The 13,687-nt window shown below is 63.1% G+C and carries 13 protein-coding genes; 1 reads left to right on the top strand and 12 read right to left on the bottom strand.

Translation table 11 applies throughout. The features are described 5' to 3' along the window. The first annotated feature begins 20 nt into the window (after window positions 1–20). Window positions 21–1,022 carry a KpsF/GutQ family sugar-phosphate isomerase gene (locus tag AC1DX6_RS11945; RefSeq protein WP_477313402.1) on the top strand — a complete coding sequence of 334 codons (1,002 nt, stop codon included), beginning with the start codon at window positions 21–23 and terminating at the stop codon, window positions 1,020–1,022. A 164-nt stretch (window positions 1,023–1,186) separates the two neighbouring features. Here the strand turns inward: AC1DX6_RS11945 and AC1DX6_RS11940 are convergent, their stop codons facing one another. From AC1DX6_RS11940 to AC1DX6_RS11885, 12 genes are all read right to left on the bottom strand, one after another. Further along, window positions 1,187–1,651 (bottom strand): NfeD family protein, encoded by a 465-nt coding sequence (locus tag AC1DX6_RS11940; RefSeq protein WP_477313400.1) that lies wholly within the window; start codon window positions 1,649–1,651, stop codon window positions 1,187–1,189. Window positions 1,652–1,671: 20 nt separating this feature from the next. Further along, the gene (locus AC1DX6_RS11935; protein WP_477313398.1) at window positions 1,672–2,619 is read right to left on the bottom strand and encodes an SPFH domain-containing protein; all 948 of its coding nucleotides are present in this window, start codon (window positions 2,617–2,619) and stop codon (window positions 1,672–1,674) included. Between the two features lie 138 nt (window positions 2,620–2,757). Next, window positions 2,758–3,822: a ferrochelatase gene (gene hemH / locus AC1DX6_RS11930; RefSeq protein ID WP_477313396.1), complete on the bottom strand. Its 1,065-nt coding sequence runs from the start codon at window positions 3,820–3,822 to the stop codon at window positions 2,758–2,760. Between the two features lie 158 nt (window positions 3,823–3,980). After that, window positions 3,981–6,062 (bottom strand): 5'-nucleotidase C-terminal domain-containing protein, encoded by a 2,082-nt coding sequence (locus AC1DX6_RS11925; protein WP_477313394.1) that lies wholly within the window; start codon window positions 6,060–6,062, stop codon window positions 3,981–3,983. A gap of 203 nt (window positions 6,063–6,265) precedes the next feature. Continuing rightward, the gene (gene omp10 / locus AC1DX6_RS11920; protein WP_477313392.1) at window positions 6,266–6,643 is read right to left on the bottom strand and encodes an outer membrane lipoprotein Omp10; all 378 of its coding nucleotides are present in this window, start codon (window positions 6,641–6,643) and stop codon (window positions 6,266–6,268) included. 85 nt (window positions 6,644–6,728) lie between these two features. Further along, window positions 6,729–8,174 (bottom strand): homospermidine synthase, encoded by a 1,446-nt coding sequence (locus AC1DX6_RS11915; RefSeq protein ID WP_477313390.1) that lies wholly within the window; start codon window positions 8,172–8,174, stop codon window positions 6,729–6,731. Window positions 8,175–8,299: 125 nt separating this feature from the next. Beyond that, window positions 8,300–9,568, bottom strand: coding sequence for a hypothetical protein (locus tag AC1DX6_RS11910; RefSeq protein ID WP_477313388.1), 1,269 nt, complete (start codon window positions 9,566–9,568; stop codon window positions 8,300–8,302). Then, entirely contained in the window at window positions 9,552–10,505 is a 954-nt protein-coding gene (locus AC1DX6_RS11905; protein ID WP_477313386.1) for a heme-dependent oxidative N-demethylase family protein, read from the bottom strand. The genes AC1DX6_RS11910 and AC1DX6_RS11905 overlap by 17 nt, the downstream gene beginning before the upstream one ends. Further along, complete coding sequence (locus AC1DX6_RS11900) at window positions 10,502–10,789, bottom strand: YciI family protein (RefSeq protein WP_477313384.1); 288 nt, start codon at window positions 10,787–10,789, stop codon at window positions 10,502–10,504. The genes AC1DX6_RS11905 and AC1DX6_RS11900 overlap by 4 nt, the downstream gene beginning before the upstream one ends. Window positions 10,790–10,864: 75 nt before the next feature. Next, window positions 10,865–11,530: an aminotransferase class IV family protein gene (locus AC1DX6_RS11895; protein WP_477313382.1), complete on the bottom strand. Its 666-nt coding sequence runs from the start codon at window positions 11,528–11,530 to the stop codon at window positions 10,865–10,867. After that, on the bottom strand, window positions 11,479–12,624 hold the full coding sequence (locus AC1DX6_RS11890; protein WP_477313380.1) for an aminodeoxychorismate synthase component I: 1,146 nt from the start codon (window positions 12,622–12,624) through the stop codon (window positions 11,479–11,481). The genes AC1DX6_RS11895 and AC1DX6_RS11890 overlap by 52 nt, the downstream gene beginning before the upstream one ends. A 175-nt stretch (window positions 12,625–12,799) precedes the next feature. Continuing rightward, window positions 12,800–13,525 (bottom strand): proton-conducting membrane transporter, encoded by a 726-nt coding sequence (locus tag AC1DX6_RS11885; protein ID WP_477313378.1) that lies wholly within the window; start codon window positions 13,523–13,525, stop codon window positions 12,800–12,802. Between the last annotated feature and the right edge of the window lie 162 nt (window positions 13,526–13,687).

Below are 13,687 nucleotides of genomic sequence, written 5' to 3'. Positions count from 1 at the left end.
AAGCGCTAATCGCATCAGCCATGCATGCGGGATCCCCAGAAAAGAAGCGGCTGGACAAGCAAGCTTCAATAGAATCGGCGCTCAGAACGGTGGCAACCGAGCAGGCCGGTGTGGCGGCTCTGGCCGCCGCGCTCGAAAATGGACTGTCCGAACCATTCGCGCGCGCCGTCGATATCGTGTCGCAGGCCAGAGGCCGCGTCATCGTCACCGGCGTCGGCAAGAGCGGCCATATCGGTTCCAAGATCGCGGCGACGCTCGCCTCGACCGGCACGCCGGCTTTCTTTGTCCATCCATCCGAAGCCAATCACGGCGACCTCGGCATGATCGCCAGGGATGACGCCATCATCGCCATGTCATGGTCGGGCGAGAGCAAGGAACTCAACGGCATCATCGCCTATTCCAGGCGCTTCTCGATTCCGTTGGTTGCGATCACCGCCGGCGAGACATCGGCGCTGGCGCGCGAGGCGGACGTGGTGCTGTTGCTGCCGCGCGCGCCCGAAGCCTGCCCGCACGGCCTAGCGCCGACGACATCGACGCTTTTGCAGCTGGTGATGGGCGATGCACTGGCCATCGCCTTGCTCGAAGCGCGGGGTTTCACGCCCGACCATTTCCGTACCTTCCATCCCGGCGGCCAGCTCGGCGCCAATCTGACGCAGATCCGCGACATCATGCATGTCGGCGACAGGCTGCCGCTCGTGCCTTCGGGCACCGGCATGCGCGAGGCGATCCTCGAATTGTCGAGCAAGGGGTTCGGCTGCGTGGCGATCGCGGCTGCGGACGGTGCGCTGATCGGCATCATCACCGACGGCGACATCAGGCGCCATATCGGCAGCAATTTGCTGGAAATGAGTGTCGATCAGGTGATGACAAGGGAGCCGAAGACGGCCGGCCCGGACACGCTGGTGGCAACTGCGCTGCAGACGATCAACAACTCAGCCATCACCAGCCTGATGGTTGTCGAGGGCAGGCGGCCGGTCGGGCTCGTCCACTTGCATGATCTGCTGCGCATCGGCGCCGCCTAAGGTGTATTGATATTCAGGTGAGGCCGGTCTGCAAACGCCGGTCTCCTGCGCTTCCGGTGCTCACGTACAAAAAGTACGCTCCGCTCCGGTTCTCGGTATCAGCCATTTTCGGCGCGGCCCGACCTGAATCTCAACACACCTAGCGCGTAGGCGCGTCTGAAAACTCAGACGGCCTCGACCGTCAGTTCCAGATCTGTATCGGCCGAACTGACTACACGCACCTGCGTGCCGGCCGGCAGATCGGGACCGGAGACGCGCCACAGCGTGTCGCCGAGCTTGATGCGGCCGCGACCGTCCTTGATCGGTTCGGCAAGGGTAGCCATCTTGCCAACCATCTGTGCGCCGCGGCGGTTGAGCAGCGGCTGGTCGGTCGTGTCATTGCGCCCGCCGACCAGCTTCTTGCCGACGAAGGCCGAGACCAGCGACAAAGCGAGGAAGGCGAGAACCTGGATTTCCCAGGTCCAGAAGCCTGCGTCCCAGATGAGCAGGGACACCACGCCGATCAGCAGCGCGGCGATACCGATCCAGAGCATGAAGATGCCTGGCGCGATGACTTCCATCACCAGCAGGACAAAGCCGAGAACCATCCAGTTCCACGGGCCGAGTTCGGAAATGATGCGGTCGAGCATGCGCGTGTGCTCCTATTTCCTCAATTGTCGGTCGGGCGAACCACTGGCGGGCGGGCAGTCCGCGCGGCGCCGGCTGTGCCTTCGCTGCGAAATACTTCCTTGGCGATCTCGCTTATGCCGCCGAGCGTGCCGATCAGCGCCGAGGCTTCCATCGGCATCAGCACGACCTTGCTGTTGGTGGCCGTGCCGATCTTGCCCATCGCTTCGGTGTATTTCAGCGCCACGAAGTAGTTGAGCGCCTGCACGTCGCCCTTGGAGATGGCTTCCGACACCACCTGCGTGGCGCGGGCTTCGGCCTCGGCGGAGCGTTCGCGCGCCTCGGCGTCGCGGAAGGCGGCTTCCTTGCGGCCCTCGGCCTCCAAGATCTGCGATTGCTTGAGACCTTCGGCGGCAAGAATCTGCGCGCGCTTGTTACGCTCGGCGGTCATCTGGCGGCCCATCGATTCGATGAGATTGGCCGGCGGGTTGATGTCCTTGATCTCGACGCGGGTGATCTTGATGCCCCACGGATGCGCCGCCTCGTCGACGACGCGCAACAGGCGCTCGTTGATGGCGTCGCGGTTCGACAGCAACTCGTCGAGGTCCATCGAGCCCATGACCGTACGGATGTTGGTCATCGTCAGGTTGAGGATGGCGTTCTGCAGGCCGGAGACCTGATAGGCCGCCTGTGCCGCGTTGAGAATCTGGTAGAAGGCGATGCCGTCGACACCCACTATGGCGTTGTCGCGGGTGATGATTTCCTGGCTCGGAACGTCGAGTACCTGCTCCATCATGTTCATCTTGGCGCCGATACGGTCGACGAAGGGCGTAATGAAATTGAGACCGGGGCTCAGTGTCTTGGTGTAGCGACCGAAGCGCTCCACCGTATAATTGTAGCCTTGCGGGATTGTCCTGATGCCTTTGATAAGAAGCACCAACACCAGAAAGGCAAGCGCACCAATCGCAATGCCGAAACCACTGAAATCCATTTGGCTCTCCCTCAGACGCCGGCCACGGAGACGTTTCCGTGCCTCCGACTTCACCAAACACTTAAGTGTGTTTCAACAATGTTACAATCAGGTGATCGCGAATTGTCTATGCACAGGTGATTGCGGGATTCGTCGGCATCAGATCCAGCCCGACAGTTCGCGCCGCACCATCGCCTCGATCACCGCCATGCCTTCCGCGCTGTCGTTGAGGCAAGGGATATGGGCGAATTTTTCGCCGCCGGCGTGATGGAAGGTTTCGGCCGCCTCGCGGCCGATTTCGTCCAGTGTCTCGATGCAGTCGACGGAAAAGCCCGGGTTGACGATGGCGATCGACTTCACGCCGTCATGGCCGAGTTTCTCGACCGTCTTGTCGGTATAGGGCTGCAGCCATTCCTGCGCACCGAAGCGCGACTGGAAGGTGGTGATCAGCTTCTTGTCGCTCCAGCCGAGCCTTTCGCGCAAGAGCCGCGTCGTCTTCAGGCAATGGCAGTGATAGGGGTCGCCTTTTTCGAAATAAGGCTTTGGGATGCCGTGATAGGAGGCGATGACCACCTCCGGTTCGAAGTCGAGCGACGCCAGATGCTGTTCGATCGAACGGGCGAGCGCCTCGATATAGACCGGCTCGTCATAGTAGGGCGGCACGCTGCGGATCGCCGGGGCTGCCCGCATCTTCATCAGCGCGCGAAACAGCTGGTCGTTGGCCGTCGCCGTCGTCGTCGCCGAATATTGCGGATAGAGCGGGAAGCAAAGGATGCGGTCGCAGCCTTGCTCGACCAGATTTCTGGCAACGCTCCCGGTCGAAGGGTTGCCATAGCGCATCGCCCAGTCGACGACGACATTGGGCAGGTCGCGCAGCGCCTCGGCCAGCTTCTCGCCCTGTGCGCGGGTGAAGGTGCGCAGCGGCGACTCGTTTTTCTCCCGGTTCCAGATCCTGGCGTAGTTGGCGCCGGACTTCTTCGGCCTTGTGGTCAGAACCAGACCGTAGAGGATCGGATACCAGATCGCCCTGTTGAGTTCGATGACGCGCGGATCCGACAAGAATTCCCTGAGATAGCGCCACATCGGCTTGAAATCGGTGCCGTCGGGCGTGCCGAGATTGACCAGCATGACGCCGATCTTGCCGGTTCTGACCGGCGGATGTCCTGCCGGCAGCGGGCCAAGCGCCTTCGCGGCTTTGGGATCGACAGGCGTGGAAAGCGTCATAAAGATCTCCCGACACCCCGCGAAACCGGCGATGTCGCGGCGAAACTAGCGATGCGGCGCAAGTTTTCAATGCTGCGTCTGGCCGCACCTTACCCTGAAAGCCGAAAACCCGCCCGGTTTCCGGGGCGGGTTTTGCTGGTCGCAGACGCCAAGCGCGGTTACTTCGGCGGAATGGTCAAGGTCGCGCCGACGGGAAGCCGGCGTGGCTCGTAGCCCTTGTTGGCTTCGGAGATCACTTTCCATTTGGTGCCGTCGCCATAGGCCTGCTTGGCCAGGTCCCAATAGGTATCGCCGGCGACGATGACATGGCTGGCTTCGGCAGGAGCAGCCTCGGCCGGTTTTGCTGGCTCGGCGGGCGCAGGTGTCGCCGGCGCCGGGGCAGCCTCGGCTGGCTTGGCCGGTTCGGCAGGCGCCGGTGTCGCCGGTGCGGCTTCCGCCGGGACGGCTGGAGGTGTTGCAGCGATGTCGCCTGAGCCTGCCGGCAGCGCAGGCAACGCCGGCTCGACGGGTGCCGGCGCGGCTTCAGCCGGTTTTGCCGGTTCCGCAGCCGGCGCCGCTTCCGCGGGCTTGGCTGGTTCGGCCGGCTTGGCAGGTTCGGCGGCGGGAGCCGCAGGCGCCGCCGCAACCGTGGCGGCGATCTCGGTGATGCGGCCGTCGAGCTTTGGCGTGTAGGGCTTGTGCGCGCCGAGATAGTCGGCGACCACCTGTTCGAGGCCCGGACCATAGTCATAGGCGTTCTTGGCCTTCTCGGCGAAGACCTTGTAGCCGTCGCCGCCCTGGCGGACATAATTGTTGGTGGCGACCAGATAGTCCTTGTCTGGATTGAGCGGGACCCAGGCGCCGCCCTCCATGACCTCGACGGATTTGACGCGACCGGCATTGGGCGCGACCGACTTGTCGAAGGAGTATTTCAGGCCGGCGACCTGCGGGAAGCGTCCGGCGCCATCCTCCAGCTGGCTGAGACCGTTTTCCAGCCCGGCAACCAGATCCTTGCCGGAAATCTGAAAGGTGGCCAGCGTGTTCTGGAACGGCAGCACTGTCAGCACCTCGCCCATGGTGACGGTGCCCTGGTCGATCGAGGCGCGCAGGCCGCCGCCATTCGAGATGACGATCTCGACGCCCTGGCCCTTGACCCGATCGAGGATCGCGTCGGAGACGAGATTGCCCATCTCGCATTCGCGGGCGCGGCAGTTTTCGCGGCTGCCGTCGATCGCCTTGGTGGTCTCGGCGACCTCCTTGTTCTTCAGCGCCTCGATCGGCGCGCCAAGCTCCTTGATGCGGGCAAGCACGGCGGGATCGGGCGTGATCGACTTGTCGAGAAAGATCGGGTCGCCGCTGGCCGATTTGACGACGCCATTGTCATCGAACACGATCTTGAACTCGCCGAGATATTTCGAATAGGACGCCGCCTGGACGACCGGAACCTTGTAGCCGTCCGGATTGTCGACCATCGTCGGGTAGGGGCCTTCCGCCTTCGGGTCGGTGTTGGACAAAAGCGAATGGCTGTGGCCGCCGACGACAATGTCTATGCCCGGTATCTTGGCGATGACGTCGCGCTCGCGCTTGTAGCCGATATGGGTCACCGCGATGATCTTGTTGACGCCCTGCGCCTTCAGCTTCTCGACCTCTGATGTGATCGACTTGACGTCGTCGGCGATGGTGATGTTGGGGCCGGGCGAGGCGAGCTCCGGCGTGTCGTTGGTGACCGCGCCGATGATGCCGATCTTCTGGCCGCCGACCTCAAGCACGATCGACGGCTTGATCTTGCCTGCCGCGCCAGACTTGTCGTTGGGCACGACATTGGCGCTGACGATCGGGAACTTCGCCTTGTCCAGGTAAGGCACCAGCGCGCTCTCGCCATCGTCGAACTCGTGGTTGCCGAGCGTCACCGCGTCGGGCTTGATCTGGTTGAGGAATTCCTCCTCCGCGGTGCCCTTGTAGGTGATGTAGAACAGCGATCCCTGGAAGCTGTCGCCTGCATTGAGCAGCAGCACGTTCTGGCCTTCCAGCTTCTTGCGCTCCTGGGCGATCGCGGTGACCAGCCGGCCGGCGCCGCCAATGCACTCGCCCTTGGTCTCCTCGTCAGCCGAGCAGGTCGACTCATATTTGTTGTTGCCTTCGATGCGGCTGTGCCAATCGTTGAAGTGCAGGATGTTCAACGTGTAGTCGGCAAAGGATGCTCCGGCCGACAGGCCGAGCGTGGATGCCGACAGAGCGGCAATGGCAGCGAACTTCTTCATCTTCGTCTCCCGGATGGCCTGACCAAGGCGTTTAACGCTGTTGCTTCACTGGAGCATAACAGCCAGCTTTTGGGCCATGTTCACATCGCGGTTCTGGCGATGCAAGAAGAAATCAGGCGAGCGGAACGGGATCGGTTTGCCGACATAAAAAAGGCGGCGGGCATCGTGCCGCCGCCTTTTTGCTAACCCTTGCGGGATCGAGCTCAGCCGCGCCTGGTCAGCACAAAGTTCTGCCCGGCGGCGCTGGTGCAATTTAGCTGATTGATGGAGACCAGCAGGCAGTTGAAGGCTATCGTCTGCTGCCTGATCAACGAGGTGCCGTTGATCTCGACCGAGGTGGGCCCGGTCTTTGAGTAGCTGCCATCGGCAAATTTCTCGCCGGTCTCGGCGGAAACGGTGGAGAACGTTCCGCCATTCAACGTCGACACTGCGTTGCCTTCGGCGTTCAGCCAGGAACCTTCGACCCCCTTAGGGGCAGAGGCGGCCGGTGGCTCGTCGGGGCCGCCGGTCACGCAGGCAGCAAGCATCGTCGCAAGGGCGCCGGCCACGCCCATCGAAAGAACTTTGCGTGCAATGGTCATATGAGAATCCTCTCCTCAGTCCGCATCCCTTCAATCGCCCGATTTCCGGGCGATTGCAAGGCAGTGAGACATGCCTAGAGAACCGCTATCGAACGAGGATGTTGCGGAATTGCCACGGGTCGTTTTTGTCGAGGTCTTCGGGAAATAGGCCAGGGCGGTTATCGAGCGGCGTCCAGTCGGTATAGTAGCCCTTGACCGGTCCGAGATAGGGGCTCTGCACTTCCAGGCAGCGTCTGTAGTCCACCTCGTCGGCCTCGACGATGCCGGCCTGCGGATTTTCCAGCGCCCAGACCATGCCGGCGAGCACTGCCGAGGTGACCTGCATGCCGGTGGCGTTCTGATAGGGCGCCAGCTTGCGGGCGTCGGCCAGCGACAGCTGCGAGCCATACCAGTAGGCGTTCTTGTCGTGGCCGTAGAGCAGCACGCCAAGCTCGTCGACACCGTCGACCAGTTCGTTTTCGTCGAGCACGTGATGGACAGGCTGCGCCTTGCCGGCGGCGCCGAACATCTCGTGCAGCGACAGCACCGCGTCGTTGCAGGGGTGATAGGCATAGTGGCAGGTCGGGCGGTATTGGACCTTGCCTTTTTTGCCGCGCACGGTGAAGAAATCGGCGATCGAAATCGCCTCATTGTGGGTCACCAGCAAGCCGTATTGCGGGCCAGGCGTCGGGCACCATGAGCGCACGCGCGTGTTGGCCCCCGGCTGCTCCAGATAGATCGCCGCCTGCGAGCCCTGCTTGTGCTCCTTGCCGTTCTTCGGCATCCATTTCTCGTGTGTGCCCCAGCCGAGTTCGGCCGGCTGCAGCCCTTCAGAGATGAAGCCTTCGACCGACCATGTGTTCCAGAACACGTTCATCGGCTTAGGCTTCTTGGTGCGCTGGGTGTCGCGCTCGGCAATGTGGATGCCCTTGACGCCGGCCTTCTTCATCAGCTTCGCCCAGCCGTCGCGGTCGTCCTGCGCCGGCTCGGAAAACTCGAGGCCGAGATCGCCGGCGAGGTTCAGCAGCGCCTGCTTGACGAACCACGAGACCATGCCCGGATTGGCGCCGCAGGTGGAGATGGCGGTCGCGCCGCCCGGGTTTTCGCGCTTTTCCTCGATCATCGCTTCGCGCAGCGCGTAGTTGGTGCGGCTGGCATTATCGGCCTTGGCGTCGAAATAGAAGCCGAGCCATGGCTCGACCACCGTGTCGATGTAAAGCACGCCGAGCTTGCGGCAGAGCCGCATCAGATCGACCGAGCCGGTGTCGACCGACAGATTGACGCAAAAGCCCTGGCCACCGCCATTGGTCAGCAATGGGGTCAACAGCTTCTTGTAGTTCTTCTCGGTCACGTGTTCCTGGACGAAGGCGATGCCGCGCTCGTCGAGCAGCTTGCGGTCGGTGTCGAGCGGGTCGATGACCGTCATGCGCGACTTGTCGAACTTGAAATGGCGCTCGATCAGCGGCAGCGTTCCCCGTCCGATCGAGCCGAAGCCGATCATCACGACAGGGCCGGTGATCTCACCGTAAACGGGCCAATTTTCAGTCGCCATCTATCGAACACTCCTCAAAAGAACGCTTCACACCGGCCGCTTGGCCGCGGCGCGACAAACCATAGATCATTGTCACAATAAAGGAAAAAGCGGGAAATGGCCGGCTTTCCCCGGCGTCATCACGCCTATAGGCCGAGCAATTTCGCGAATTCAGGCTTGAAAAAATCGTGGGCCTCGGAGATCGGCAGGGTCAGCACATCGTCGCCGCAGGCCTGGATGGCGTGCGGCAGGCCCTGGAGCCCGAAGACCAGAGACTCCTTGTCGCCCTCGCGCCAGAGGCTGGCCGCCAGATATTCGGGGATCAGATCGTCGATGCCGCATTCGGTTTCGAAATCGATCTGGGTCTGATCGGTCGGCTTCTTGCGCCGTTGCGCGACAAAGGCGACGAGCGACGGGCCAGGCTTGCCGTCGACCGTATCGGAAAACATATCCTGAAGGCCAAGCAGCACGCCGCGGTGCACGTCCATGACATAGGCGTCCGAATAGTTGGTCGGGTGCGCACCGCCGCAAAACAGGCTGCCGGATTCCCGCCAGCTCATCAATTGCGGGGTCAGCGAGCTGACCTGTGACGACGAGTCTTCGAAGCCGCCGAGCGAACCGTCCTCCATACTGTCGATCGGACCGCCCTCGTGAAAGCCGGCATAGCGCAACGCCGCGCAGCTCAATGCGCCGAGGCTGGCGTGCCGGTGCCGATTCTCAAGCAAGGCATTCGCCGCCTCGACCGACGCGCCGCCCGCCAGATCGACGATGCGCGGCGTGGCAAATCTGGTGCGGGGATCGACGACATATTTATAGGAGGCATCCGGCCAGCCGATCTTGTCGCCAGTCTTCGGGTCTTCAGTCTTGGCGGCAAGGGTCGTGGGAGCAAAATCCAGCCGCAAATAGTCGTAGGGTGATGCCTCCATGGTGATCGGCGCATCGTCGCCGGAAAATTTGCTGTCGGTGAAATCATAGAGATCGAACGGGCTCGCAGCCGGCGGTTCGGTCGGCTCACGCTCCGCAATCCGGGTCAGCTTCACCGGCCTGGTCTTTTTCCCGTTCCAGGTGCCCTCCAGTGTCTTGCCCTTGTCGGCGGAGGCAAGGCGCCAGATCGCGGCCACTGGCGCGGCCTGCCCCTCCCCACATTTTTCGGGGCCGCACGCTTCCTCCTCCGCCAATTCGAACCGGCGCCCCTTCACGGGCCTCGCCTGCAGCGGGATGTCGACACCTTTCGAGCGGTAGAAGTAGCGGCCGGCGAGCGGTCCATCCGGCGCCGACGGATCGCTGGTGAATTCGACGACGATGTCGGTCTGTCCGATCTTGCCGGCATAGGTCACCGGCTCGGCCAGCGCTGCCGTCGCCAGGCCGAACAGCACGCAGGCAAGCGCGACCGGCTTGCTAAGATGATGGATCATTGTTCCCCCGAGCCATGATATCAAGGCTTTGCGCCAGTCTGTCACGGTCTGCGGTCAGGCCCTTATAGTCAAGCTGCGCCTGGTCCAGGGCCTGGAGTTGGGCGGCAAAGGATGCTGCCAGCGTGGCCCTGTCGGGATGCCGCGCCAGCACCTTGAGCGGGTCGAGATGGATGCGGATGGTGAACAGGATGTCGCGCGAAACGGGCAGTTTCCGCAGCGTCTGCCGCTCGACGCGGATGAAGGCATGAGCGTTGACGTCGCCATCGGGAAATCGGGTCGGGCGGTTAGTGGCGCGATCGATGCGCTCGACGTTGGACAGCGGATGATAGAGCGCGTCGTCGGCCTGGATCGACCAGTTGTAGCGCTCGACCGCCTGGCCCTGCAGGCCGTCGAACATGCGGTTGATGAGGTCGGCCGAACGCGTGCCCGGCCCGAAACCCGGCACCGGCGCGTGGATCTGCTGCAGCGGCCTGCCGAATTTTTCAGTCAGCGACCATGACGAGGGAAAACACAACGAGCCGGCGGCCAGCCGCCAGCCGCTGTCGTCACGTCGCATCAGGATCAGGTCTTCCTGAACAAGCAAGGAGGCGGCGACAAGCGGGGCGTCGCTGAAGGTGGCAGTGGCGCTGCCGGCCAAATTGCCTGCTGCGCCGACCACTTCGATCCCCGTCGCTGTGCGCCTGTAGGTCCCGGGAAATTTCGCCGTGAGATGCGGGCCGAGCAGTTCGAGCACTTCGCGCTGGGCGTCGCGCGTGCCTGCCTCCTCGACAAAAACCTTGTCAGGAATGTCCGCATAAAGCCGGCGCTTCTCGGCGAGATAGGGCTTGAGATGCTCGTCGACCTCGATCCAACTGTCGGGGTCGAGCGGCTTCAGCCCGATGGTGAAGAGCTTCGACGAGCCGTCATAGGGCGTATGGGTGGGCAGGCGGGCACTCATGCCTCTTTGTAGGCGTCCAATGCGGCGGCAGTCATTTTGGTTGTGAATTCGGTCACATCATAGTCGGCAGCGCCTGCCTTGGCGAAAGGATCGGCGGCCAGCCTGGCGTCGAGTACGTCACGGGGGCCGCGTGCGATGATGACGCCGCCGGTTCGTGGTTTCTTCGGTCCGGAAGCGACAAAGATGCCTTCGGCATAGCAGGCCTTGAGCCACTCGACATGTGCCGGCGCCAGCCGGTCGATCTCGGTCAGCGGCACCTTGTAGTTCAGCGAAACCACGAACATTCTTTTCTCCAGACCTCTGTCAGTCTTCTTTCCAGACCATGATCTTTTCCGAAAACCGGCTTCCACTTTTCGGGATCATGGTCCAAGCCGCGCCGGGATCAGCCCGCGCAGCGAATTGCCGACAAACAGTGCCTTGGCCGACTTCAGATCATCCAAGGTGTAGATGGCTTCCTGGGCGCGGCCTTCATCCAGCAACGCGCCGCGCAATACGCCAGGCAGCAGGCCGCAGTCGAGGCGGGGCGTCGCCAGCACGCCATCGCCGAAATCGGCGAAGACATTGCAGATGGTGCCCTCGCAGATTTCGCCACGCTCATTGGCCAGAAGCACTTCGTCGGCCTGGCTGATGAGGTATTCGGCGCGCGCCCGCTGATAGCTGTGCCGCCGGCTGGTCTTGTGGCGCAGCAGCGTGTCGTTCGAATCCAGCCGCACCCGGGCCAGTTGCAGGCGCCAGACCTTGTTGGCGGCGAGTGGTTCATAGGGCTGGGCAGCGGCCGTCGCCTTGCCGTTGCGCGACAGAACGAGGCGTGTGCGCAGGGCGATGCCTTGTCGGCCGACCGTGCTCATCAGCACCTCGCCGATCTTCTGCGGATCGCAGGCAAAGCCCAGTTCGGCTGCAGAACCATAGAGGCGCGCAAGGTGGCGGTCGAAGCGGAGAAAGCCTGTTCCAGGCTCCCAGCGCATGGTTTCGATCAGTTCGAAGTCGGCGGCGTTCCCGTCGCGAAGCGCGCTTTCAGCAGACACTCCTGGTACTCCTCCTCGGCCGTCGAATCGAAGACGACGCCGCCGCCGACATTGTAGACGGCTTCGCCGTTGGAGAAGAGTGAGATGGTGCGGATCGCCACCGAAAAGCGCATCGTGCCTTCAGGTGCGATCCAGCCGATGGCGCCGCAATAGACGTCGCGCGGCACGCCTTCCAATTCGTGGAGGATTTCCATGGCGCGGATTTTTGGTGCGCCGGTGATCGAGCCGCAGGGAAACAGCGCCGCAAAGATCTGGCGGATGGTGAGGTTCGGCAGAAGCTTTGCCCGCACGCGACTGACCATCTGGTGGACGGTCGGATAGCTCTCGATGCGGAACAGCTCCGGCACCTCCAGCGTGCCGACCTCGCTGATCAGCGAGATGTCGTTGCGCAGCAGGTCAACGATCATCCGGTTCTCGGCCTGGTTCTTCTCGTCATTGCGCAAGAACGCTTTCAGCCGCGCGTCTTCCGCCTTGGTCGCGCCGCGCGGTGCGGTGCCCTTCATCGGATGGGTTTCGATCGTGCCCTCAGTGCCGATCTCGAAGAACAGCTCAGGCGAACGCGACAGAACGATCGGATCGCCGAGCGCGACCAGCGCGCCGTACTTCACCGGCTGGCGTTCGGTCAGCGCGTCGAAGGCGGCGAGTGGATCACCCGACCACTGCGCATGGATCGGAAAGGTCAGATTGCCCTGATAGCAGTCGCCCTTGCGGATGTGATTGTGCAGCCGCACAAAGCGTTCCGCATAGTCCTTCGAAGACCAGTCAGCCCTGGCGTCGAAGATCGGGCCGTTGGTGGCCGACGCGCCGCGATGCGGCAGGGCCTGTTCGACCGGAGCGTCGAAGACACCCAGGCAAACAAGCGGCGCGCGTCGACCCGCGGGCAGCAGCGGGACAAGTTTCGGCTCGAGCAGATAGCCCGCCTCGTAGGAGAAATAGCCGGCCAGCCATTTGCCCGCATCGGTTGCTGCCTGCGCTGCCGCCAGCGCCGGCAGAAAATCCTCAGCCCTGTTTGCGACGATGATGTCGGCCGGACGGTCGAAAACGAGCTGACGGCCGCTTTCATCATTGCGGAAAATTGCAGAGGGCAGGGACATGAGGCTCGGATGCTGCAGAGTCGATGGCGCCAGTGATGGCTCTATATGGGGGGGTGACCGCGCGCAATCGAGGGAACGGCGTCTGAAGACGCAAAGGTGGTTACGGCCAAAAGACAAAGGCGGCGTCCGGGGACGCCGCCTTGTTCAAAACGCAGTCTTGTTACCGGCAGGCCGGTCAGGTGTTGTTGGCGGTTCCTGCCGTCGGGAACTGCTTGGCGAATTCCGTCTCGTCGCCGGCGGCCAGAAGCTTCGCCTGCTCGATCCAGTGCTCACGCGCGATGCGACCGTCGAAGTTCAGAACGTCCTCGATCCGCTTGATGTCGTCGGCGGTCCAGCCGGCGATCTGGGCGTAGGTTGTGACACCAAGGCCCTTGAGCAGTTTCTCGTTGACCGGGCCGATGCCGATGAGGCGGCGCAGATTGTCGACCTTGCCGGCGGCCGGTGCAGCTTTCGGTGCCGCTGGCGCGGCCTTCTTCGGTGCGGCACTTGCCTTTGGCGCGGCTGCCGTCTTGGCTGCGGCTGGTTTCGCGGCCGCAGGCTTGGCAGCTGCCGGCTTTGCCGGCGCGGGCTTGGCCGCCGCAGGTTTGGCCGGGGCGGATTTGGCCGCCGTCGGTGTCGACATCAGGGCCGCCGGCGCCTGGCCAGCTGCCTTTGCCGGGCCGGGTTTGGCGGGTGCCGCTTGTGCTTCGCGCAGCCGGCGCTCGAGATCGGCCCGGGTCTTGCCGCATGCATCCAGCTCACCGGTCAGGCGGTCGGAATCGGCACGCAGCCTGTCGCGCTCGCTGCGGGTGCGGTCGAGGTCGCCGCGCAGGCTGTCAAGCTCGCCGCGTAGACGGCCCCAGATAAACCAGCCAACCAACAAACCTACAAGGAACGCCAGGACAATGTAGAAGAAGGTCATCGTCTCTCTCCAGTCGTGTCCATCCGCCGCCGCCTCAAGTCGTGACCTTGGCAGACAGGATCATCCAATGGTGGTTCGGCGGTTCGCAGAACAGCCGGCTTCTTGTCGACTGTCGGTGATCGGCTTCCCGCCCATAGCCAACGGTCGTCGTCGCATTCGCCG

The sequence above is a fragment of the Mesorhizobium sp. P2_C4 genome (assembly GCF_056404575.1).
This window is presented reverse-complemented; position numbering and strand designations above follow the sequence as displayed.